23 protein-coding genes and 1 tRNA gene are annotated in these 21,169 nt (G+C 64.6%); 18 read left to right on the top strand and 6 right to left on the bottom strand.

Annotated features, from left to right (window positions below; genetic code table 11):
• Positions 1-81: 81 nt before the first annotated feature.
• The 5 genes from MAB_RS10675 (at position 82) to MAB_RS10695 (ending at position 5,094) form a co-directional block, all read left to right on the top strand.
• Positions 82-1,197, top strand: a complete 1,116-nt coding sequence (locus MAB_RS10675; protein WP_005110609.1) for a CBASS cGAMP-activated phospholipase — start codon at positions 82-84, stop codon at positions 1,195-1,197.
• Positions 1,184-2,197, top strand: a complete 1,014-nt coding sequence (locus MAB_RS10680; RefSeq protein WP_005110610.1) for an SMODS domain-containing nucleotidyltransferase — start codon at positions 1,184-1,186, stop codon at positions 2,195-2,197. The genes MAB_RS10675 and MAB_RS10680 overlap by 14 nt, the downstream gene beginning before the upstream one ends.
• Complete coding sequence (locus tag MAB_RS10685) at positions 2,194-3,969, top strand: ThiF family adenylyltransferase (RefSeq protein WP_005110612.1); 1,776 nt, start codon at positions 2,194-2,196, stop codon at positions 3,967-3,969. The genes MAB_RS10680 and MAB_RS10685 overlap by 4 nt, the downstream gene beginning before the upstream one ends.
• Positions 3,966-4,208 carry a hypothetical protein gene (locus MAB_RS10690; RefSeq protein WP_005110614.1) on the top strand — a complete coding sequence of 81 codons (243 nt, stop codon included), beginning with the start codon at positions 3,966-3,968 and terminating at the stop codon, positions 4,206-4,208. Before MAB_RS10685 ends, MAB_RS10690 begins: the two co-directional genes overlap by 4 nt.
• A 349-nt stretch (positions 4,209-4,557) precedes the next feature.
• Positions 4,558-5,094, top strand: coding sequence for an HD domain-containing protein (locus MAB_RS10695; RefSeq protein ID WP_005110615.1), 537 nt, complete (start codon positions 4,558-4,560; stop codon positions 5,092-5,094).
• Between the two features lie 8 nt (positions 5,095-5,102).
• Here MAB_RS10695 and MAB_RS10700 read toward each other — a convergent pair whose 3' ends face one another.
• Positions 5,103-5,570 (bottom strand): NUDIX hydrolase, encoded by a 468-nt coding sequence (locus tag MAB_RS10700; protein ID WP_005110618.1) that lies wholly within the window; start codon positions 5,568-5,570, stop codon positions 5,103-5,105.
• 6 nt (positions 5,571-5,576) lie between these two features.
• Positions 5,577-6,377: a hypothetical protein gene (locus tag MAB_RS10705; RefSeq protein ID WP_005110620.1), complete on the bottom strand. Its 801-nt coding sequence runs from the start codon at positions 6,375-6,377 to the stop codon at positions 5,577-5,579.
• A gap of 253 nt (positions 6,378-6,630) precedes the next feature.
• Here MAB_RS10705 and MAB_RS10710 point away from each other — a divergent pair, with 253 nt between their 5' ends.
• The 4 genes from MAB_RS10710 (at position 6,631) to MAB_RS10725 (ending at position 11,853) form a co-directional block, all read left to right on the top strand.
• Positions 6,631-6,975, top strand: coding sequence for an SCO3933 family regulatory protein (locus MAB_RS10710; RefSeq protein ID WP_005114273.1), 345 nt, complete (start codon positions 6,631-6,633; stop codon positions 6,973-6,975).
• 92 nt (positions 6,976-7,067) lie between these two features.
• Positions 7,068-8,513: an FtsK/SpoIIIE domain-containing protein gene (locus MAB_RS10715; RefSeq protein WP_005110627.1), complete on the top strand. Its 1,446-nt coding sequence runs from the start codon at positions 7,068-7,070 to the stop codon at positions 8,511-8,513.
• A gap of 4 nt (positions 8,514-8,517) precedes the next feature.
• Positions 8,518-10,017 (top strand): replication initiator, encoded by a 1,500-nt coding sequence (locus tag MAB_RS10720; protein ID WP_005110629.1) that lies wholly within the window; start codon positions 8,518-8,520, stop codon positions 10,015-10,017.
• A 189-nt stretch (positions 10,018-10,206) separates the two neighbouring features.
• On the top strand, positions 10,207-11,853 hold the full coding sequence (locus MAB_RS10725; RefSeq protein ID WP_012296512.1) for a recombinase family protein: 1,647 nt from the start codon (positions 10,207-10,209) through the stop codon (positions 11,851-11,853).
• On the opposite strand, the gene MAB_RS10730 is transcribed toward MAB_RS10725, so the two are convergent.
• Positions 11,835-11,920 (bottom strand) — tRNA-Leu (locus MAB_RS10730). The genes MAB_RS10725 and MAB_RS10730 overlap by 19 nt on opposite strands.
• Positions 11,921-12,098: 178 nt before the next feature.
• Between MAB_RS10730 and MAB_RS10735 the strand changes: the two genes are divergently transcribed.
• Together MAB_RS10735 and MAB_RS10740 are read left to right on the top strand one after the other, a co-directional pair.
• Positions 12,099-13,427 carry a M20/M25/M40 family metallo-hydrolase gene (locus MAB_RS10735; RefSeq protein WP_005115891.1) on the top strand — a complete coding sequence of 443 codons (1,329 nt, stop codon included), beginning with the start codon at positions 12,099-12,101 and terminating at the stop codon, positions 13,425-13,427.
• 25 nt (positions 13,428-13,452) lie between these two features.
• The gene (locus MAB_RS10740) at positions 13,453-13,974 is read left to right on the top strand and encodes a YbhB/YbcL family Raf kinase inhibitor-like protein (protein WP_005061118.1); all 522 of its coding nucleotides are present in this window, start codon (positions 13,453-13,455) and stop codon (positions 13,972-13,974) included.
• An 11-nt stretch (positions 13,975-13,985) separates the two neighbouring features.
• Here MAB_RS10740 and MAB_RS10745 read toward each other — a convergent pair whose 3' ends face one another.
• From MAB_RS10745 to MAB_RS10755, 3 genes are read right to left on the bottom strand one after another with little or no spacing between them, the layout of a single operon-like run.
• Entirely contained in the window at positions 13,986-15,047 is a 1,062-nt protein-coding gene (locus tag MAB_RS10745) for a quinone-dependent dihydroorotate dehydrogenase (protein ID WP_005110633.1), read from the bottom strand.
• A complete protein-coding gene (locus MAB_RS10750) occupies positions 15,047-15,307 on the bottom strand; it encodes a DUF5703 family protein (protein ID WP_005061122.1) in 261 nt (86 codons plus the stop codon). The genes MAB_RS10745 and MAB_RS10750 overlap by 1 nt, the downstream gene beginning before the upstream one ends.
• Complete coding sequence (locus tag MAB_RS10755) at positions 15,304-16,395, bottom strand: YncE family protein (protein ID WP_012296513.1); 1,092 nt, start codon at positions 16,393-16,395, stop codon at positions 15,304-15,306. The genes MAB_RS10750 and MAB_RS10755 overlap by 4 nt, the downstream gene beginning before the upstream one ends.
• Before the next feature lie 65 nt (positions 16,396-16,460).
• Here MAB_RS10755 and MAB_RS10760 point away from each other — a divergent pair, with 65 nt between their 5' ends.
• From MAB_RS10760 to MAB_RS10790, 7 genes are all read left to right on the top strand, one after another.
• A complete protein-coding gene (locus tag MAB_RS10760; RefSeq protein WP_005061126.1) occupies positions 16,461-16,775 on the top strand; it encodes a hypothetical protein in 315 nt (104 codons plus the stop codon).
• A 56-nt stretch (positions 16,776-16,831) separates the two neighbouring features.
• Positions 16,832-17,662, top strand: coding sequence for an undecaprenyl-diphosphate phosphatase (locus MAB_RS10765; protein WP_005086563.1), 831 nt, complete (start codon positions 16,832-16,834; stop codon positions 17,660-17,662).
• The gene (locus MAB_RS10770) at positions 17,659-18,351 is read left to right on the top strand and encodes a histidine phosphatase family protein (protein ID WP_005086562.1); all 693 of its coding nucleotides are present in this window, start codon (positions 17,659-17,661) and stop codon (positions 18,349-18,351) included. Before MAB_RS10765 ends, MAB_RS10770 begins: the two co-directional genes overlap by 4 nt.
• 19 nt (positions 18,352-18,370) lie before the next feature.
• On the top strand, positions 18,371-18,958 hold the full coding sequence (locus MAB_RS10775; protein ID WP_005110636.1) for a DUF3090 domain-containing protein: 588 nt from the start codon (positions 18,371-18,373) through the stop codon (positions 18,956-18,958).
• Entirely contained in the window at positions 18,942-19,760 is an 819-nt protein-coding gene (locus tag MAB_RS10780) for an SCO1664 family protein (RefSeq protein WP_005080175.1), read from the top strand. The genes MAB_RS10775 and MAB_RS10780 overlap by 17 nt, the downstream gene beginning before the upstream one ends.
• Positions 19,761-19,823: 63 nt before the next feature.
• Entirely contained in the window at positions 19,824-20,750 is a 927-nt protein-coding gene (locus MAB_RS10785) for an LppU/SCO3897 family protein (RefSeq protein ID WP_005086561.1), read from the top strand.
• Positions 20,751-20,842: 92 nt separating this feature from the next.
• A complete protein-coding gene (locus MAB_RS10790) occupies positions 20,843-21,166 on the top strand; it encodes a DUF732 domain-containing protein (RefSeq protein WP_005086560.1) in 324 nt (107 codons plus the stop codon).
• The last annotated feature ends 3 nt before the right edge of the window (positions 21,167-21,169 follow it).

Below are 21,169 nucleotides of genomic sequence, written 5' to 3' on the forward strand. Positions count from 1 at the left end.
ATGGCTGCTGGCTGCGCGGGTCCCCACGCCGGTGGCAATAACGGCTAGGTCGTTGTCGGCGGAGCGGCGTAGTCTAGTTACATGGATGTAGTTCCCGCGACGCCTGCCAACCTTGGTAATGGTACGTCCTCGCCGGGACCTGGCGAATTCGCCGCGCAGGTCTATCCAGCAGCCGAGCGCGAGGCGGCTGGCCCGCGCCCCGAGCGCTTCCAGGTCCTCGCTCTCGATGGAGGGGGCGCCAAGGCGTTGTTCACTGCGCATGTGCTTGCACGTCTGGAGCAGGATCTGGGCGTTAGGATCACCGATTCCTTCGACCTCATTGCTGGCACGTCGGCGGGCGGCATCGTCGCACTGGGTCTCGGTGCGGGCCTCACGCCGAAGGAGATTGTCTCCCACTACGAAGAACTGGTCGAGAAAGTCTTTCCGGCGTCGAGGCGGCGAGGATGGCGCCGACCACGGCAGCTGAGATCGCCCATCTATGACGCAGAGGCGCTGCGGCAAGCGTTGACCGGCGTCCTCGGAGCCCGACTCCTTGGCGACAGCACGAAGCGACTCGTCATTCCCGCGTGGGATGTACAACGCGGGGCCGTGCACATCTTCAAGACTCCGCACCACACACGGCTGACCCGCGACTGGCGCATACCGATGGTGGACGTTGCACTGGCGACCTCGGCGGCGCCGCTGTACTTCCCCGCGGCGTACGTCGACGGACACAGGCTCATTGACGGCGGAGTATGGGCCAACAACCCGGCTGTCGTCGCGATCGCCGAGGCCGTCAGCATGCTCGGTGTTCCTCTCGACGCGATTACCGTCCTCAACGTCGGCACCATTGATCAGCTGACCGATCACCCCAAGCGCTTGGACCGCGGCGGACTCTTACACTGGGCAAGACCGATTGCCCCGCTGATCCTTAACGCCAGCAGCCGTGGCGGACAGGGCCTCGCCGAACACTTGATCGGCAAATCCAACTACACGCGCTTCGACGCTCTAGTGCCCGGCGGCCTCTACGCACTGGACTCGGCGGGCCCAAAGGACGTGGCCGGCCTCGCTGCCTCAGTCAGCCGAGAACTCAGCCCTAGCTACACCGCGAAATTCGCTGACCACCAGGCGCCCGCATACACACCGGTGAACGGACGCCGACACCGCGACGATCCGGGCAGCATTTCACACACGGAGGCCCCCAATGCAACTCGCTGACCACTTCAACGTCTTGCTGAAAGACACGGTCAATCTCAGCCAGTTCAAACTGGACCTACTCAACCAGCGCGTCGAAGCCATCTATAAGGCACTCAAAGCCGACGTCGAAATCGGTGCGCTGATCACCGGCAAGACGCCGCAAGGCTCCTGGGCACACCGCACGATCATCAACCCCGTCGGTGACAACGAGTTCGACGCCGACTTCATGCTCGACATGAGCCAGAACCCGGACTGGGCCGACAACCCCAAGACCTACATCGATGAGGTCTACGCAGCCCTGCATCGGCACAGCACCTACGGCACCATGCCGCACTCACGTAAGTGCCGCTGCGCGCGGCTCGTCTACGCCAACTCCATGCACGTCGACATCGTCCCTCACCTCAACCTGGCCGACGGTCGAGAGGTCATCGTCAACCGCGACGACAACGAGTGGGAGCTGACCAACCCGCAGGGTTTCACCGATTGGATGAAGAAACAGGACTCTATCGCCAGCGGGAACTTACGCAAAGTGATCAGACTCATGAAATACCTTCGTGATCACAAGAATTCGTTCACCGGCACACGTTCAGTCCTGCTGACCACCATGCTGGGGGAGCAGGTAACAGACTTGCGCAAGCTCCTGGACCCGAGTTACTACAGCAACGTCCCCACAACTCTTCTTCATGTCGTGCAAGACCTCGACACCTGGTTGCAAGCGAACCCGATCAAGCCCTCCATCGCCGACCCGTCCGGTTCCGGCGTGACGTTCGACCACCGGTGGGGACCAGACCCCGAGAGCGCTCAGGCGACCTACAGCTACTTCCGTGACCGAATCCACGTGCATGCCGCCGACATCGAAGCGGCCTACGAGGAGAAAGACAAAGACCGCAGTGTCCAGCTGTGGCAGAACATCTTCGGCGACGGATTCAAGGCGCCGGCCACAACAACCGCTAGCGCGAAGTTTCCAGCAGCCACCTCTGCCGCGGACTCAACAGTGGGGCGCTCTGGTCGGGCAGGGTGACCAGACGCCACCAGCCCACGCTGACGGGCTGGCAGAAGCATCTCCTCGCCGAACTCAAAGCGCTAGCGCAACAACGTCCCAACGAAATCCAGGTCCGAGGAAGACCCACGCTCGACGCTAGCGGCGAGGCGTCGCTCCGCATCTCGCTACGCACGGCCGCCATCCCGCATCATCCGGGTGGCCTGCAACTTCAAGAGACCGAGGAGTTCATCCTTCAGCTTCGCCCCTCTTCGTACTCGCTACCGGCTATCGACGTTGATCACACTCGGTTTCTCGGCTACCCCCATGTGCTCGCGGGTCAACGACTATGCATCTATTTGGATCCTTCACGGGAATGGCAGCCGACGCTTGGTGTGGCCGGCCTACTCACCCGCCTTTGGGACTGGCTCGTCGACGCGGCCGCCGGAAACTTCCACGCCGCCACCGCCATGTACCACGCTGTTGGCGGAGTGCCGCATCAGGCACATGACACACCGACGATCGTTACCCGAGAACCCGGACCGGCGAAGCGCCACCAAACGGCTCACCTGATCGCCCGGTCAACGCACCGATACGACCTGACGTACTCGCCTGGAGCTGCCGGGCATCGCGTACCGGTAATTACCCTGGCCACCGCGCTGCCGTTCGGTGCCGCATCCACATTCGCGCTACTGCTTGCTCTCCTGGACGACCCCTACCTTGACCGCCTCGAAGGACGGGCTCCCCGGATCGCACCGCAATCGCCGGCGTTCCTCACCGCCCTCCTGGCGAGTGCGTTACGAAATCACCACGACGCCGAGCAATACTTCGTCCTCGCCGTGCCGCACCCCGCTGGAGGCCCACCCCACCTCTTGGGCGGACGGCTCCCCACCCCAACGGCGAATGCGCTCCGCGAGGTCGCGCAGCAACGGGGTGTGGGGATTGTTCTCGACCCCGCGAAGATCAACACTGAAATCCCGATTGAGTGGTGCAGGATGTCCGACGAACGACCCGAAGTGACAACCCGTCGCGACGACGGCCGCCCCGTGAACGGATTTCAAGGAAAGACTGTCCACATCTGGGGCTGCGGCGGGCTCGGATCATGGATCGCCGAATTCATCGCTCGCGCAGGAGCATCGGAGATCACCGTGTGCGACCCTGGCATCGTCACCGGCGGCTTGCTCGTCCGACAAAACTACGTCGAAGACGACATTGGCCGTTCCAAAGCCGAGGCACTCGCTGGACGGCTCCGCGCGATCCGTGATGACCTGACGGTCACCGTCGCAGAAGGGCACCTCCCAGAAGACCACACGTCATGCCTGGCAGCGGATCTCATCATCGACGCCACAGTGAACAACGGCATCACGAGCTGTCTCGATGCGTTGGCAACTGCGCCGACGCGAAAGGCATTGATCGCTCAGGTCGCCACAGACGCTCGCTCTGGCACGCTCGGCCTAGCCGTGCTGTGCGCCGCAAGCGCAACAGCGACAGTTTCCAGCATCGATCAAGACGCTGGCCGAACAATCCAGGGCGACAGCGGACTTGAGCTCTACCACACGCTGTGGCAAGAACCCAGCGATGACGAACTTATACCAACCAGGGGCTGCTCGGTCCCCACATTCCACGGCTCGGCAGCCGACCTCGTAGCGGTCGCAGCCACACTCGTCAACCTGATCGGAAGCCACCTCCAACAACCGGACTCCGCGGTTTCGGGCACACACCTCATCGCTCTGCCGCACGCGGCCAGCGGCCCCCGACACCACTTCCTCCCCGGTGTAACGCACCCCATGGATCACACAGCAGGGACAGAATGAGGGCAACGGAACGTCAACGCAATGCCCCATCAGAGGGCGTCATTGTCGAGCGTCTTCGCACCGAGGCAACCAACTGGATCAACGCCGTGGCGCTCCAATCAGGACGCATCGACCGACGCTTCAACAAGCGGCACGCCGACCACGTGGAACTCCAAACTCTTGAACGTGACCTGCACTTCTTCCTGTTAGCGGCGGTACGCCTTCGCCGCTGTATCGAGCAGGTGTCTCGATACCAGTAAAGAAAGTTCTCACATCGCAGGTCAGCGACGGTCAGGCTATTGGTCCGGCCTGCCGCTCGCGGCGTCTCGATGCGGCGAGCAGCGAGGGCAGCTGCGCCTCGTCGTGATGCCAGCGCTGTGGCCTGCGACTTAGTTCCGGCGCCGGTCGTGGGTGCATGTATGCGTGGCGGCGGACGGAGGGCGGAGCGCAGGGAGCGGCGCGGACGGGAGCGCCAGCGGACGGGAGCAGAGCGAGCGTAGCGAAGCCTGCTGGTGGCCGCCGGTTCCTGCGGGTCGCGGGTGTCCAGGATCTGCGCCATCAGCCGCGACGGGGCTGCGGCATGGTGCTGGGGCTCGTAGGCTGGCGGTTGTGAGCGTAGTTTTGGCGCAGCGTGCACGGCGCGAGGCCGAGGCGCGGCTGGCTGAGCAGCCGCGGCGGTTGGCGCATGTCCGGGGGGTCGCGACGACTGCCGAGCGGTTGAGCCGGCGTTTCGATGCTCAAACGGCGGACTGTCTGGTCGCGGCGGGGTGGTTGCACGATATCGGTTACGCACCGTCGGTGCGCCGGACCGGTTTTCATCCCCTTGATGGAGCGGAGTTCGTGCGATCGGCGGGTTTCGGGGAGCTGGTCGCTTCCTTGGTGGCCTTTCATACCGGAGCGCACGCGGAGGCTGCCGAGCGGGGCTTGTCGGGTTTGTCCGCGTTCAGCGATCCGCCCAGCAATGTCCTTGATGCGTTGACTTTTTGCGATCTGACGACTGGACCTGACGGGGCGCCGATATCACCGCGAGATCGACTACGCGACGTGTTGGCGCGTTATGGATCCGAGGACCCGGTGCACCGGGCGGTCGACGCGGGCCGCGACGAATTGTTGGCGGCGGTCCGGCGAGTACGCGACTGGCTGTAGCCCAGCGGTCAGCCGAGGTAGGGGCTGTCGCGGCGTTGCAGGTAGTGCTCGACGCGCAGTCGCATCGACGGATGCATATCCAGGCCAGCGATGTCGTCGGGGGCAGTCCAGGCGATGTCGGTGCTTTCGTGGTCGATGGCGAGGGTCCCGCCGAGCACCGTGGTGGCGAACAGTAGCGAGAATTGTTGGCGCACTTCGCCATCGGTGAACGCGACCACGTGGTGGGGGTTGGTGTAGACACCGACCAGACCCGTGACTTCGACGTCGAGCCCGGTTTCTTCTTTGACTTCCCGCACGGCGGTGTCGGCGATGGTTTCGCCGATGTCGTGTCCGCCGCCGGGTAACGCCCACAGGGTGTTGTCGCGGCGTTTGATCAGCAGAATACGACCTTGTTCGTCGGTGACGATGGCCGAGGCGGACGGAACGACACTGTTGGGCGCCGGGGCGTTGGGGTCATTGTAGTAGTCGGTGCGCATCGGGGGTCAGCCTTTCGCGGTCAGCGGTCTGGCGCGGTTCCAGACCTGGGTGAAAGCGTCTTCGAGGGTGGTCCAGAGCCTTGGCTCATGGTGACGTGACAGAACCAGCACAGGGTTGTTGCGCCCGGGTGAGCCGTAGATGTGGAAGTTGACAATCATGGCGTCATCGACCCGAAAGATCGACGTGTAGAGCGCGGTGTCGTGGGTGCGAATGTCCAGCCCCGGGGTACAGGCGTGAGGGGCGAGCAACTCCACCGACGTGCGGCAGCGGGCGATGACAGCCTCGCCGATCCCTTCCTCCTCACCGCGCAAGATCGTGGTCGCAGTGTCGGGATCCCCGACGAGAAACCGCACCGACACACCGCGGGCGGCGGCGGCGAGCAGGGTGTCGAGGAATCCGTCGAGGGTGTCGAACAGGAACGTGGCCGCGAGCACGAGGATGTCGATGCCGGTGGTGGCGTCGGCGAAATGCTGCTGCCACGTCGTGATCGGCAGCTGAGTACGGCTGGCATACAGGGTCGCGGTGAATGGCCCACCCGCAGACGCTGTTGTCACTGCACGGGCGGTAGCGGCCGGGTACTGCTTGGGCCACAGGTCATGCGGAGTGCAGTCGAGCACCTCGCTGGCGCTGCGGGCGTTGTGTTCGCGAATTCTGTAGTCGCTATCGGCCAGCCAGCGTCGCACCGACTTGATATCGACACCCACCGCGGTGGCGAACCGCTGCGAGGACAGACCTTTGGCCTGTAGCCGCTGCGCGAGGCGATCGTTGGGAGTGATGGCGGCCTCGGTGCCGTCCTGCTCGTCCATCGTGTCAGCGCACATCTTCCCGTGTCGTCCGTATCCATCCTTCAGCGCGTGGTGTCTAGTTTGCCATGCGATTGCCGCCACCCTGCGGCGATAGTGTCGGTGTGATGTCCGTGGGTATGTCCGGCCGTGTCCGAAATGCCCGTGGATGTGTCGGAAATGTCGGCACATGTCTCTCGCAACGTCCGTGATGTCCACGTGAACTGAATCCAGCGCCGGACCGGCGTCAACATCTCACGAAAGGACTAGTAGGACAATGCGTTTGAGAATCGATACGTCTGGAACTCGTTTTATCGTCACCCGCGCTCCGGAGCCACGGCTGAACTTCGAAACCGGCGCCCCGAAAGTCGACACCGCCACCGGGATGCCGATGTACGCCACCCAGGTCCTCGCGCTGGATGACTCCGGCGGCGAAGTACTCAATGTCACCGTGGCAGGAGACCCCAAAGTTACAGTCACGCAGTCTGTTTCGGTGGTTGGTCTGGTGGCCATCCCGTGGGCCCAAGGTGATCGCAGCGGGGTGGCGTTCCGCGCTGATGCCCTCACCCCCGCCACCGCCAGTGGTGCTGCGCCGAGTGAGCAGACACGCCCGCAGAAGTAACCCCAAGCGGGTGTGGGGTGCGGTGAACCGATCACCGCACCCCGCCACCCCGGGCATTGCTGTTGACCACACGCTCACGGAGGGCATCTCTCATGACATCGAACAATAAGAACACCACCAACAGTGGATCAGGCGATGACGACTGGTTCGGAGAACTGGTCATGTCGCTGTTCACCGCAGCCGGGTATGTGCTCTGGTGGGCGGTGCTGTTCCCGGCGATCAGCGTGCCCATCATCGCCAGCCTCGTGCTTGCCATCAGCCACGGCCCACGCGTGGGCCTGATCTGCGCGATCGTGTGCAGTGCCGGGTATGCGGGCTGGGCCTGGCTCCAACCGGGGTCATTTCGCGCCTGGGTGACCGAACCGGTACGGCGGCGCTGGCTCACGTGGTCGCGCTACACCCGCACCTGGGAATCGACCTGCACCTTGCACGGCCTGACGGCCACACTCGGCGGACGCACCCTCACTCCCACCCTGCGCACGGTGACAATCGGTAAAACCACCGATGTGCTGGCGGTGCGCATCGTCACCGGCCAGTCCGTGGCAGATTGGCATAAACAGTCCGACGCGCTGGCCGCCGCGTGGCGCGCCGACCGCATCAGCATCACCGCCACCTCGCCTGGCGAACTGCGCATCACTTTAATGCGGGCAGACGTGCTCGCTGAACCGATCGTCCTGCCCATGCCCGCCCCGGCAACCCCGGTGGACCTGGCGCTGGTGCGGGTCGGGATCACCGAAACGCGGCATTGGTGGCAAGTGCCGCTGCTCGGTCACCATGTGCTGATCGCCGGGGCAACCGGCGCAGGCAAAGGCTCAGTGCTGTGGTCGTTGATCGCCGGCATCGCCCCCGCGGTGAAGACCGGACTGGTGCGGTTATGTGTCATCGACCCCAAAGGTGGCATGGAACTCGGTGCCGGAGCACCCCTGTTCACCGTGTTCACCCACGACGCCACCGACACCACCCTGGAGCTGCTACGCCAGCTCGTCACGGTGATGCACGCCCGGGCGAATCGTCTGCGCGGCCACACCCGACTACACACTCCCACGACGTCGGAGCCGTTGTTCGTGGTAGTGATCGATGAAATCGCAGCACTGAGTGCGTATGTGACCGACCGCAAGGTCCGCACCGAAATCGAACAACTCCTGGGCCTCCTGCTCTCGCAAGGCCGCGCAGTCGGCATCAGCGTCGTCGCCGCGGTGCAAGACCCCGCCAAAGACACCCTGCCGTTAAGGCAGCTGTTCACGGTGCGGATCGGGTTGCGCCTGACTGAAGCCACCCAAACCACTATGGTCCTGGGACAGGGAGCACGCGATGCCGGCGCCGAATGTGACCGCATCCCCGACGCGACACCGGGTGTTGGCTACATGATGGTTGACGGCACCGCCTACGCCCAGCGGGTGCGGGCCTTCCACGTCACCGACCACGACATCACCGCGCTGGCCACTCGGTTCCGCCGACCCCCGAGCCGACCGAACAAGACCCACCAGCCACACAACACCGATACCGGGCACACCGTGGGTGAGGGCAGCGGTGAATAGCTCCATGACATCGGCGCAGCTTGCCCTGCCGGGTGTTCCGGATACAGTTGATACCACCCGAGTGGTCGAGCAGATGGTGCGCCGGGCCGCGTCGATGGGATACCAATCCTGGTGGCGACGAGCAGAATCCGTCGGATTCTGCGCTCACCCCATCCAGCTGATCGGTACCGATGAGTACGGGCGTCAGCGGGTGGTGTGGACGCGGTGCAACAACCGTCGCGCCCACATTTGCCCGTCGTGTTCAGATCTCTACGCCCGCGACACCTGGCAACTCGTGCACGCCGGCGCTGCGGGAGGCCACCACGGCATGCCCACCGCGGTGGGCGATCATCCGCAAGTTTTCCTCACCCTGACTGCCCCCAGCTTCGGGGCCGTCCACACCGCCACGACGTCGGGGGACAAGAAAGCGCAGGTATGCCGAGACCAGCACCGGATCGGCGGCTACCGCCGCTGCCCGCATGGAAAACAATTGTGGTGCAGCATGTCCCATGATCATGGCGACGAGCGGGTCGGTCAGCCGCTCTGTCCGGAGTGCTACGACTATGCCGGGCATGTCCTGTTCGCCTGGCATCTTCCCGAACTGTGGCGACGCTTCACCATCACCATGCGGCGCACCCTCCGCAAAGAACTGAAAGCCACCGGTGTGGATCCGGATGCGGTGCGGGTGAGCTTCATCAAAATCGTCGAACTGCAAGCCCGCGCCATCCCACACATCCACGCCCTGATCCGCCTGGACCCCCAAGACGACCCCGATCAGACCGATTGGGAATCACCCATCGGTGCAGTCGAACTCGCCACCATCATCCAACACGCCGCCCGCACCGTCACGCTCACCATCGACGATCCGACCGCTGATACCGATGCGCGGACGATACGTTTCGGCACACAGATCGACACCCAACCCCTCGCCGCATCCGCAAAACCAGTGAAAAGTGCTCCACCAGAACCAGAACCAGAACCAGGGTCAGGCTCAGGACGGTCCATGTCTGGCCGGCTGGTGGCACGCTATCTCGCCAAGTATGTCACCAAATCCTTGGTAGACCTCGGAATCAGCGCGCGCCGCCTATCTACGGAAGCCATACCCGACCTGGACGTGTCAGAGCATGTGCGGACCATCCTGACCACCATCAGCGATCTCGCGGACAAAGGACTGTCCGGCATCGGGCGGTGGTTGCACACCCTCGGATTCCGCGGCCACATCACCAGCAAATCCCGCCGTTATTCCACTACCATGACCGTGCTGCGCGAACAGCGCGCCATTTGGACGCGTGAAGAACGCTTGAAAAGCACTGCATACCAATACGATCCCAACTGTGACTTCGCCGGTCGCGATGATCTGGTGGCGTGGGAGTTCGAACGTGCCGGCCTCGGCAGCCTCGGCGATCGCAGTCTCGTCTATTCCGCGGCCCTCCAACGCATCCACTCCCGCCTCATCGGACTGGTAGAAGCACGTCGCCAAGCCCACAACGAACAATGGGATCCGCTAGGGGCAAGCGATGGCTGAAAGATGCCCGACTACGACACATGCTCGCTCCGAGTGTGACGTTCGAGTCGATGCTCCGAACATGTCAGAGGGAGGTGTTGAAATTGACCTGCCGAACCGGTATCGGCTCCCGCGCGAGGCCAACCGCGCGCTGGTAAACGTCATACTGGCTATGCGGGACCGGACGCCTAGATCAGGGAGGGGAGTGGCATGAGCCTCAGGTTCGCCTTCTATGGCCGAGTGAGTACCGAGGACGCCCAAGATCCGGAGGCGAGCCGCAGCTGGCAGAAACGTCGTGCCATCGATCTGATCAGTCCGCATGGCGGCGTCCTCGCCGCCGACTACTTCGATATAGGACAGAGCCGGTCGCTTCCCTGGAAACGCAGGCCGGAGGCTTCACGTCTGCTCGCAGATGTCACTTCTCGTGACCGTGGCTTCGATGCCGTCGTGATCGGGGAACCTGCTCGCGCGTTCTACGGACCGCAATTTGCGCTCACCTTCCCGGTGCTCACGCACTACGGGGTCGGCCTATGGGTGCCTGAAGTTGGCGGAGCGGTTGATCCCGGATCCGAGGCACACGACCTCGTGATGACGCTCTTTGGCGGAATGAGCAAGGGAGAACGTGCGCGAATCCAGATGCGCGTGCGTACCGCGATGTCGGCACTCGCGCAGGACACAACCAGATACCTCGGCGGTCGCCCACCGTACGGTTATCAACTCGTCGATGCCGGCCCGCACCCAAACCCCGCCAAGGCAAGTCTTGGGCAGCGTCTTCACCGCCTGGAGCCTGACCCCGAGACCGCCCCGACCGTCGAGCGGATCTATCGCATGTATGCCGATGGTGCTGGCTTGCGCTTCATCGCACAGCAGCTCACCGACGATGGAGTGCCATCACCGAGCCAATACGACCCGGCACGGAACCGGCATCGTGACCCACGTGGATGGTCCCATTCGGCGATCCGCGCCATTCTCGACAACCCTGCGTACCGCGGTATCCGTGTCTGGGGCAAGCAGGAGAAGTATGAGGTCCTTTTGAACCCCGATGATGTCGCCGCGGGATATGAGACTCGCATGCGGTGGCGCGATCGGGCCGACTGGATCGCACCCGATCGACGCACGCACGAAGAGCTGATCCCTGATGAGCTGGCGCAGGCTGTTCGTCTCCGGATGCAGGCGCGGCGTGGTCCCGGTCGCGTGTGCAGCAGAGAATCGACAGTGCCGTATGCGCTGCGTGGGCTGCTGTTCTGCGCCGCATGTGGACGGCGAATGCAGGGCGCCGCCCGGCCGGGGAAGCAAACAACGCGGATCCTCTACCGTTGTGAGTTCGGCAAGTCACGTTCTGTACCTGTGGACCTGAGTGATCATCCGCGCACCGTCTATCTCCGCGAAGACGCAGTGACAGCGCGACTCGACGAATGGATCGCCACTCTGGCCGATCCAGAAGACCTCGCACGCGGGCAAGACGTGGACCCGGCGGCCGGACCTGGCTACGCCGCCTTGCAGCGCCAGCTGAGCGAGGCGAATGCCAAAGTGGCTGCCTTGATCACCGCCGTGGAGTCTGGCGTGGCCGTTGAGGATCTAACTGCTGCGTTGCGTCAACGTACCGCCGAGCGCGACGAGCTGAGGGCACGCGTTGAGCGAGTGGAGCGGCCCCGCGCCATGTGTGCCGCCGAGATCAGTGAGTTAGTTAAGGAGTTAGGCGGACTGTCGGTCATCCTCGGCGCGGCAACCGGAGCTGAGCGCGCCGAGGTGTACGCAAGCTTGGGCCTGCGTCTCGACTACGACCCGCATCTTCGGCGAGTCACGGCGACTGCCGACCTGAGTCGTGTCGCCGGATGTGTCCGAGGGGGGACTTGAACCCCCACGCCCGTTAATAGGGCACTAGCACCTCAAGCTAGCGCGTCTGCCATTCCGCCACTCGGACCTCTTGCTCCAGTTTGGGCACGTGGGCGGAATTTCCGCGCTGTGCTCAAACCAAGTGCGGGCACTATGGCCCGTGGTTGCCGTCATAGGCTAGCGGAAACCCTGCACAGAGCCCAAACCGGTCATCGCAGCCCGGTGCGTCGCCACCGACGATGGTAGGAAAGGTAGTTGTGACTTCTGTGAACCCGGCACCCGAGGATGAGGTCGTCGATCTGGTCAGCACGCTGATCCGTTTCGACACCTCCAACACCGGAGAGCTGGAGACCACCAAGGGCGAGGCCGAATGCGCGCGGTGGATTCAGCAGCAGCTGGAGGAGGTCGGATACACCTGTGAGTACGTCGAGGCCGGCGCCCCGGGGCGCGGAAACCTCTTCGCGCGGCTACCCGGGGCGAGCTCGGATCGCGGTGCCCTGCTGATTCACGGTCACCTCGACGTCGTGCCCGCCGAGGCCCCGGATTGGAGCGTGCATCCGTTCTCCGGGGCGGTCAACGACGGCTACGTGTGGGGCCGCGGCGCGGTCGACATGAAGGACATGGTCGGGATGATGATCGCCATCGCCCGGTACTTCAAAAGATCCGGAATCGTCCCGCCGCGAGATCTCGTCTGGGCATTTGTCTCCGACGAGGAAAACGGTGGCAAGTGGGGCTCGCAGTGGCTGGTGGACAACCGTCCCGATCTGTTCGAGGGCATCACCGAGGCCATCGGTGAGGTCGGCGGCTTTTCACTCACCGTGCCCCGTCGGCAGGGCGGCGAGCGGCGCCTGTACCTGCTGGAGACGGCGGAGAAGGGCATCGCGTGGATGCGGCTGACCGCCAAAGCCCGCGCCGGCCACGGCTCGATGGTGCACGAGGACAACGCCGTGACGGCGGTGGCGGAGGCGGTCGCCAAACTGGGACGGCACCGGTTCCCGTTGGTGCTGACCGAGGCGGTCACCCAGTTCCTCGGTGCGGTGGCCGAGGAGACCGGCTACGACTTCGACCCGGACTCGCCGGACTTGGAAGGCACGGTCGCCAAGCTGGGCTCGATCGGCAAGATCGTCGGCGCCACGCTGCGCGACACCGCCAACCCCACCATGCTCAAGGCCGGGTACAAGGCCAATGTCATTCCGGCGACCGCCGAGGCCGTCATCGACTGCCGCGTGTTGCCCGGACGGTTGGAGGCCTTCGAGCGTGAGGTCGACGAGATCATCGGGCCCGATGTCGAACGTGAGTGGGTGCAGCTGCTCCCGGCGTATGAGACGACGTTCGACGGCGACCTGGTTGACGCGATGAACGCGGCGGTGCTCGAATTCGATCCCGAAGCGCGCACCGTACCCTACATGCTGTCCGGTGGTACCGACGCAAAAGCGTTCGCCCGGTTGGGTATTCGCTGTTTTGGATTTGCCCCACTGAAGCTGCCGCCGGAGCTCGATTTCGCCTCGCTGTTCCATGGCGTAGACGAGCGGGTACCGGTTGACGCACTGACGTTCGGCACCAAGGTTCTCCAGCATTTCCTGCTCAATCACTGACCGCACTCGAACGAAAGGACATCGCATGGCTTCCCCGTACGACGCTCTGCCGCAGTTGCCGACCTTCACCCTGACCTCCGCCAGCGTCACCGACGGTCAGCCGCTGAGCCTGGACCAGGTCAGCGGGATCATGGGCGCTGGGGGACAGGATGTTTCGCCCGAGCTCAGCTGGTCCGGATTTCCGGAGGAAACCCAGAGCTTCGCCGTCACCGTCTACGACCCGGATGCCCCGACCGCGTCTGGCTTCTGGCACTGGGCGGTGGCGAACCTACCCGCCACGGTGACGCAGTTGCCCGCCGGAGTTGGTGACGGCAGCGGATTGCCCGGTGACGCCATCACTTTGGCCAACGATGCCAGCCTCAAGCGGTACATCGGGGCCGCTCCGCCGGCCGGACACGGCCCGCACCGGTACTACATCGCGGTGCACGCGGTCAGCGTGCCGAAGCTGGAGCTGCCGGAGAACGCGACGCCGGCCTACCTGGGCTTCAACCTGTTCGGGCATGCGATCGCCCGCGCCGTCATCCACGGCACCTACGAGCAGCACTAGCTGCTCGTAGGTCAGGTGGCCGACCCGACGGCGTCCTGAAGGCTGGCGAAGCCGCCCGCCCGCAGGCGCTGGGCGATGCCGTCGTGGATGCGTTTGGCGTAGAAACCACCCCGGTAGATGAAGCCCGTGTAGCCCTGCAGCAGCGATGCCCCGGCGATGATCCGTGCCCACGCATCGTCGGCATCCTCTATTCCGCCGACGCTGATGAGCACCAGACGATCTCCTACCCGTCGGTACAACCGCCGCAGCACCTCCAGTGAGCGTGCCGCCACCGGCGGTCCGGAAACGCCTCCGGCACCGAGGTCCTCGACGCCGGTCGTCTTCAGCGCGGCGCGGCTGATGGTGGTGTTGGTGGCCACGATTCCCGCAAGGCCCAATTCCACTGCCAGGTCCGCGATCTCGTCGATGTCGGCGTCGGACAGATCCGGGGCTATCTTCACCAGCACCGGCGCGGTGGTCTCCTCCAGCACGGCGGAGAGGATCTTGCGCAGTTCGCCGATTGCTTGCAGATCGCGCAGCCCGGGGGTGTTGGGGGAGCTCACGTTCACCACCAAGAAATCGGCCGCGGGCCCTACCTGCCGGGCGCTCACCCGATAGTCCGAGGACGCGAAGGCGGGCTCCACGATCTTCGATTTGCCGATGTTGGCGCCGATCGGCACTGTCGACGTGCGGGTGGCCAACCGGGGGGCGAGGGCTGCCGCGCCGTGGTTGTTGAAGCCCATGCGGTTGAGCAGGCCACGGTCGGCCGGGAGCCGGAACAGACGCGGCTTCGGATTGCCGGGCTGGGCGATTGCCGTCACCGTGCCCACCTCGGCATAGCCGAAGCCCAGGGGTCCCCACACCTTCAGGCCCTCGCCGTCCTTGTCGAATCCGGCGGCCAGCCCCAGCGGGGCGGGGAAGTGCACCCCGAACACCTCGGTGCCGAGGATCGGATCGGTGGGGGCGCAGAGGCGATTCAGCAACCATCGTGTGGGTGTGAAGGCGGCGATGGCGCGCAGGGCCGCGAACACCAGGGTGTGTACGCGCTCGGGCGACACCAGGAAGAACAGTCGCAGCAGGATCTGGTACAGCACTACATCACCGGTGCCGTCAACGGGCCGGCGCCCAGGCTGCCACGTAACTTCTTGCGGCGCAGGAGAACTCGTCGGCTTCCATCGGTGTAGAGCCGTACACGGGTGAGTTCCCAGCCGCCGAACTCGGCCTGTATGGACAGCCGTAGTGAGGCGGTGATCCTGGTGATCTCCGGCGGTAGCCGCAACGGGTAGTAGTCGTAGTCGTCATCGGGCTCGCTCTCCCAACTCGCCGGAAAGCTGCCGCGCCCGGCGCGGCTCATCCGAGGCTCCTGATGTCGGTCGCCTGTATTCCGTCGCCCGCCCCGGATGCCACAAATAGTGTGGATCCGTCGCTGACCAGTGAATTAGGTTGCCGCACAGTCGCGAATCGAGCCCTTTCCTCGGGGATGCCGGTGGACAGATCGTAGCCAATAACCGTGTTTGTCGCCGTCTGCGACACCCAGATCAGCGTGGCCGAGTACGCGAGCCCGTAGGGGGCGCCGGGCACCGGATAACGCTGGCGCAGGATGAGTGAATCCGCCAGTCCGAACGCCAGTAGCGCACCACCACGGGTGTCGGCCACCAAGAGGCGGCCCTTGTCATCGGCGAGCATCGTGGTGGCGCCCTCGCCGGCCCGCAGGGCATGCGCGGTGCCATCGCCGGCCGCGGTCAGTGTGGTCACCGAGCTTTGCGCGCGATCCAGCACCGCGACGGTATTGCCTTGGTAAGCAAGGGAATCAATATGTGCGAAGCCCGCCGCGTGGGCGATGACCTGGTTCTGGAGGTCGAGGGTAAAGACGGTGCCGTCGGCGCTTCCCAACACGATTCGGCCGTCCGGGCGCCGGGTGATCGCCGAGAACTCGGTGTTTTCGTGGCCCGAGATGTTGACCTTGTCGGCGCGACCCGAGGCGATGTCCAGGGCGAAATAGCCGCCCGCGGTGGACAGGTACACGGTGCCGCGGTCATCGCCGACGGCCGCGGTCGCGGGCGAGGGAAGTCTGGTGACGCGGCGTACCGTGTCGAGGTCGTCGCGTGTGACCGTCGTCACTATCTGGCCTTCATCGGCCAGAATCGACACCGTCTTGGTCGAGGTGTCGAACAACACGGCGCTGGCCTGCCCGGCGATCCGGTGCACCGTCCCGGCCGGCGCTGTGGTCACAGGGGGCGACTGCGCTGCGGAGGCCGGGGTGATGACCCGGGGATCGGCGGAATTTTCGCTATCGCCGCCGGATGAGCAGCCCGAGGAGGCGGCTGCGGCCGCCGTGATGACGACTGCTAGCGCGGCGACGGTGCCCCTTATACCGCGCATCCCGCGGCGAGGTAAACGATTCATCGCGTCCATCATCGCAATCGAGCTGGGATTGCCCACCGGGAGATGACTTTCTCGGCGCGTTCGGTGCTAGCAGTCGGTAGCTGAGGGCTATCGTAAGGACCATGACGCTTGCCGACAGTCCGGTCTTCACCGTCGAGGTCCTGGTGACGGGCGTGCACGCGAATGGGTTTGGTGAGGTAGGCGATGGTCGTAGCTTCGCTTTCCGCATCGAGGATTCGTTGCTGCGTGTCGAGATCTACCGGGCATTTCGCACCGAGCTGGTGCCCGACGACAGCGATGTGGTGGCGGGCCGCACCCGGCCGATCACCGATATCGACGTTACCGACGAACGCAGCATCGTTGCCGCGGTGCGCGATCTGGTCGCCGACGCGCAGCCGGTGAGCACCAGTCGGCTCGCCCGGCTACTGGCCGGCTAGGGCGATCCGCCGCTGCGTCCAGTACGGTCGCTGTCGTGGATTCGGCAGTAGCGGCAATGTCCTGGTTGCAAGTGATCGTGCTGGCGGTGGTGCAAGGGCTTACCGAGTTTCTGCCGGTCTCCTCATCCGGTCACCTGGCCATCGTGTCGCGGGTGTTCTTCCACGACGACGCAGGCGCGTCTTTCACCGCAGTCACTCAACTGGGTACCGAGGCTGCGGTGTTGCTCTACTTCGCCAAGGACATCTGGCGCATCCTTCGAGCCTGGTTTGACGGACTTTTTGTGAAGGCGCACAGAAGCTTTGATTACTGGATGGGCTGGTATGTCATCGTCGGCACCATGCCCATCGGCATCCTGGGCCTGGCGTTCAAGGATCAGATCCGTTCCGGTGCAAGGAATTTATGGCTCATCTCGGCTTCGCTCATCATTTTCGCGCTGGTGATCGCCGCCGCTGAGTATTACGGCCGCCAGGTGCGCCACACCGAACAGCTCACCATGAAGGATGCCGTGATCGTCGGTAGCGCACAGGCTTTGGCCCTGATACCGGGGGTCTCCCGATCGGGCGCCACCATCAGCGCGGGGCTCTTTCTCGGGCTGGACCGGCCCGCCTCAGCCCGATTTGGATTTCTGCTGGCGATCCCGGCCGTGCTGGCCTCTGGGCTGTTCTCGCTGCCCGACGCGTTCCATCCGGTGACCGAGGGCATGAGCGCGACGGGCCCGCAGCTGTTGGTGGCCACCCTGATCGCGTTTGTGATTGGCTACGCCGCCGTCGCGTGGTTGCTGCGATTTATCAGTAACCACAGCATGTATTGGTTCGTGGGCTACCGCGTGATCCTGGGCCTCGCGGTGATGGGCCTGTTGGCCGCGGGAGTGGTGAGCGCATCATGACGGTCATCCTGTTACGCCACGGACGGTCCACGTCGAATGTCGCGCACACCCTTGCCGGGCGCAGCCCAGGGGTCGAGCTGGACGAGAAGGGGCAGTCCCAGGCCCGCGGCGTGGTGGATCGTCTGAGTGCGGTTGCCGTGCAGGCCGTCGTCACCTCGCCGCTGCTGCGCTGCGAACAGACGGTGGCTCCATTGGCTGCCGCGCTCGAGCTGATACCGATCGTCGAGGATCGGCTCGCCGAGGTCGACTATGGACAGTGGACGGGCCGCGAGATCGCCGAACTGCTGGCCGAACCCCTGTGGAAGATAGTCCAGCAGCAGCCCAGCGCCGCGCGATTCCCCGATGGTGAGGGTCTGGCGCAGGTCCAGGCACGCGCGGTGGCCGCGGTGCGCGAGCACGACCGGCGACTGTCCGAGGAGCACGGCGGCGACTGCATCTGGGTGGCTTGCACTCACGGAGATGTCATCAAGTCGGTGTTGGCCGACGCCCTGGGCACTCACTTGGACGCCTTCCAGCGCATCGTGGCCGACCCGGCCTCGATGAGCGTGGTGCGGTATACCGAGCTACGGCCCTTCGTCCTGCACATGAACCACACCGGTCCGGATCTGTCGAGCGCGCTGAGCGCCCGGCCGCCCGAGAAGTCCGCCGGGGATGCATCCGACGCGACAGTCGGCGGCACCACCGACTAGCGGTAGTTTTGGAGGCACCATGCCGCGATCGATTCACGTATTCCGCAGCCCGGACCGTTTCGTCGCCGGGACAGTCGGGGAGCCGGGGAACCGTACCTTCTACCTGCAGGCTGTCCACGAAACCCGGATCGTCACTGTGATGCTGGAAAAGCAGCAGGTGTCGGTGCTCGCCGAACGCATCGGAACACTGCTGTCTGAGGTCCATCGTCGATTCGGAACGCCAATTCCGCCCGAGCCGGACGTGGTCGACGATCTCAATCCGTTGGTGATGCCCGTAGATGCGGAGTTTCGTGTCGGCACGATGGGCCTGGGCTGGGATGCCGAGGCCAATTCGGTGGTTGTCGAACTCCTCGCGGTCAGCGAGCAGGAGTTCGACGCCTCGGTGGTGCTGGATGACTCCGAGGAGGGCCCGGACGCGGTTCGGGTCTTTCTGTCTCTGGAGGCGGCGCGACAGTTCGCAACCCGCTCCACCAGGGTTGTATCGGCGGGCCGTCCTCCCTGTCCGCTATGCGAGGAACCGCTGGACCCGGCCGGGCACATCTGTGTCCGCACCAACGGCTATCGCCGCGGGATGGTGCCCGGGACAACAGATGACCCAGATTCCTAACGGGAGTGCCGACACCGACCGTGCCGCGATCCGTGACAGTGAGCTCACCGTCATCGGTCGCATCCGGTCCGCGAGCAATGCCACGTTTCTCTGCGAGGTCCAGAACACATCGGGTGAGGGTGTGCACTGTGTCTATAAACCGGTCAGGGGAGAACAGCCGCTATGGGATTTCCCGGACGGCACCCTGGCCGGCCGCGAGGTAGCGACCTACCTGATATCGGCCGAGCTGGGTTGGAACGTGGTGCCCTACACGGTATTTCGTGACGGCCCGGCCGGGGTCGGCATGGTGCAGCAGTGGATTCATGAGCCGGAACTGGCCGAGGGCGCCCTGGATCTGGTCGATATCTGCCTGCCTGAAGCGATCCCCTCCGGCTACCTGCCCATTCTGCGGGCGCTGGACGCCGACGGCGCGGAGATTGTGTTGGTGCACGCCGATGACTCCCTGCTGCGCCGCATGGCGGTATTCGACACCCTGGTCAACAACGCCGATCGCAAGGGCGGCCATATCCTGCGGGGCGCCGACGGCGGCGTCTATGGAGTCGATCACGGGATCTGCCTGCATGCGCAGGACAAGCTGCGGACCGTCCTGTGGGGATGGGCGGGCAAGCCCGTCGAGCCCGAGTTGCTTGCCGATGTCGTTCGCCTCGAGGAGGTATTACGCGGCGAATTCGGCACTGTTCTGGAGGCCCACGTAACCACCGAAGAAGTGGCGGCATTGCGCCAGCGCGCTGCGATGATGCTGGACGAGCCGGTGATGCCGACGCCCGATCGCAACAGGCCCATACCGTGGCCCGCCTTTTGATTGCCGATCGTCTAGCCTGGTCGGCAACGCGTCCGTGGGAAACGGGGCAGAGGGGGTGCGAACATGACGGGGCCGAATGACCCGTACCAGTACGGCGGAACCGGACAGTGGGGTGCACCGGAGGGGCAATGGCAGGGTGCACCGCCGGCGCAAGGCCAGTACGGATACGCACAGGAGTACTTCGGGCAGGCGCCCGCGGACTACCCAGACGATTCGATAGGCCGGCTGTATGACGGAGTGCCGCAGGGCTATGCGGTCCCGCCCATGTATCCGGGGCTCCCGGGCCAGGACCCGTTCGGGCCGCAGAAGAAATCCAAGCCATGGCTTCTGATCGCTTCCGTCGCGGGTGCGGTCGTTGTCGTCCTCGCGTTGGTGTTGGTGCTGATTCTCAACCGGGATAGCGATCCGCGACAGGCAGCCAGCTCGCCGACCACCACCACAGTGTCGTATGCGAACCCCGAGCTGCCGACGGCAGGCGGCGCACCGACCTACCACCCGCCCACTGCCCAGCCACCCACCGCGCAGATACCGCCACCGGCGCCACCGCAGATGCCGGTGCCGCCGCCCGCGCCGACGGGCCCGCCCAGGGCGCCCGGACAGGTCGCGTCCGTCGGTGACTGCATTGCTTTGGCGGCTCCCTCGGACTACAAGACGGTGGCGTGTACCGACCCCACGGCGGCCTGGCGCGTGATTGAGGTGGTTCCGGGCGGCAAGTGCCGACAGACGTACACGGGATTCACCGCCGGTGATTTTTCGTACTGCATTGCTCCGCAGCTACGTGTGGGCTCCTGCTATCAGACGGCCGTGGTGATGGGTAGCACGGTCTTTGTGGCCGCCGACTCGTGTCAGGCGCCCAAGGCGTTCGTCGTGTTGTTCGTCATTCCGGGGACGAAGGAGGCATCGCAGTGCAAGGGAAAGCCCGGCGTTGTGCACTCCTTCGCGTTCCCCGATCCGCCGATGGCGATTTGCACCGGCGAATTCGCGCCGTGATCTTGAAAACTGGGATCAGTCGACTATCGGGAAATGGCTTCCCGCCAGCGCGAATGGACTCATAAGATCGTCTCCTTGCCAGAGGGGAAATTATGATCACAAACTTCCGCCGGTTCTCGGCTGCCGGAATTCTTGCCGCTTCGGCCGTCGCCCTGGCGGCGCCAGCGCACGCCGACGGAGAGGTCGAATTCCTGCAGATGTTGAATGACACCACCCCGGGCATCGCGATCTTCGGCGGTGCCTCTGCTCGATACCTTGCCAGCGGCTACCGGGCGTGTGACGCGCTGAGGTCGGGCGCGTCGAAAGACGATGCGATTGCCGCCGCCACGGTCTTTCCCGGTATTCAGCCTCGCTGGGAAGTGTCCTCAATCGTGGATATCGCCCCAAAGACTCTGTGCACCGACGTCAAGCACTGATCG

Source organism: Mycobacteroides abscessus ATCC 19977, assembly GCF_000069185.1.
In the GTDB taxonomy this organism is placed as follows: Bacteria; Actinomycetota; Actinomycetes; order Mycobacteriales; family Mycobacteriaceae; genus Mycobacterium; species Mycobacterium abscessus.

What these genes read in the sequence shown, in the direction of transcription:
- MAB_RS10705 (WP_005110620.1), bottom strand. Translation starts at nt 6,377, where the DNA reads ATGGACGAGCAGGACGGCACCGAGGCCGCCATCACTCCCAACGATCGC.
- MAB_RS10765 (WP_005086563.1), top strand. Translation starts at nt 16,832, where the DNA reads ATGTCCTGGTTGCAAGTGATCGTGCTGGCGGTGGTGCAAGGGCTTACC.
- MAB_RS10775 (WP_005110636.1), top strand. Translation starts at nt 18,371, where the DNA reads ATGCCGCGATCGATTCACGTATTCCGCAGCCCGGACCGTTTCGTCGCC.
- MAB_RS10725 (WP_012296512.1), top strand. Translation starts at nt 10,207, where the DNA reads ATGAGCCTCAGGTTCGCCTTCTATGGCCGAGTGAGTACCGAGGACGCC.
- MAB_RS10680 (WP_005110610.1), top strand. Translation starts at nt 1,184, where the DNA reads ATGCAACTCGCTGACCACTTCAACGTCTTGCTGAAAGACACGGTCAAT.
- MAB_RS10675 (WP_005110609.1), top strand. Translation starts at nt 82, where the DNA reads ATGGATGTAGTTCCCGCGACGCCTGCCAACCTTGGTAATGGTACGTCC.
- MAB_RS10790 (WP_005086560.1), top strand. Translation starts at nt 20,843, where the DNA reads ATGATCACAAACTTCCGCCGGTTCTCGGCTGCCGGAATTCTTGCCGCT.
- MAB_RS10720 (WP_005110629.1), top strand. Translation starts at nt 8,518, where the DNA reads ATGACATCGGCGCAGCTTGCCCTGCCGGGTGTTCCGGATACAGTTGAT.
- MAB_RS10770 (WP_005086562.1), top strand. Translation starts at nt 17,659, where the DNA reads ATGACGGTCATCCTGTTACGCCACGGACGGTCCACGTCGAATGTCGCG.
- MAB_RS10785 (WP_005086561.1), top strand. Translation starts at nt 19,824, where the DNA reads ATGACGGGGCCGAATGACCCGTACCAGTACGGCGGAACCGGACAGTGG.
- MAB_RS10715 (WP_005110627.1), top strand. Translation starts at nt 7,068, where the DNA reads ATGACATCGAACAATAAGAACACCACCAACAGTGGATCAGGCGATGAC.
- MAB_RS10780 (WP_005080175.1), top strand. Translation starts at nt 18,942, where the DNA reads ATGACCCAGATTCCTAACGGGAGTGCCGACACCGACCGTGCCGCGATC.
- MAB_RS10700 (WP_005110618.1), bottom strand. Translation starts at nt 5,570, where the DNA reads ATGCGCACCGACTACTACAATGACCCCAACGCCCCGGCGCCCAACAGT.
- MAB_RS10750 (WP_005061122.1), bottom strand. Translation starts at nt 15,307, where the DNA reads ATGAGCCGCGCCGGGCGCGGCAGCTTTCCGGCGAGTTGGGAGAGCGAG.
- MAB_RS10690 (WP_005110614.1), top strand. Translation starts at nt 3,966, where the DNA reads ATGAGGGCAACGGAACGTCAACGCAATGCCCCATCAGAGGGCGTCATT.
- MAB_RS10760 (WP_005061126.1), top strand. Translation starts at nt 16,461, where the DNA reads ATGACGCTTGCCGACAGTCCGGTCTTCACCGTCGAGGTCCTGGTGACG.
- MAB_RS10710 (WP_005114273.1), top strand. Translation starts at nt 6,631, where the DNA reads ATGCGTTTGAGAATCGATACGTCTGGAACTCGTTTTATCGTCACCCGC.
- MAB_RS10740 (WP_005061118.1), top strand. Translation starts at nt 13,453, where the DNA reads ATGGCTTCCCCGTACGACGCTCTGCCGCAGTTGCCGACCTTCACCCTG.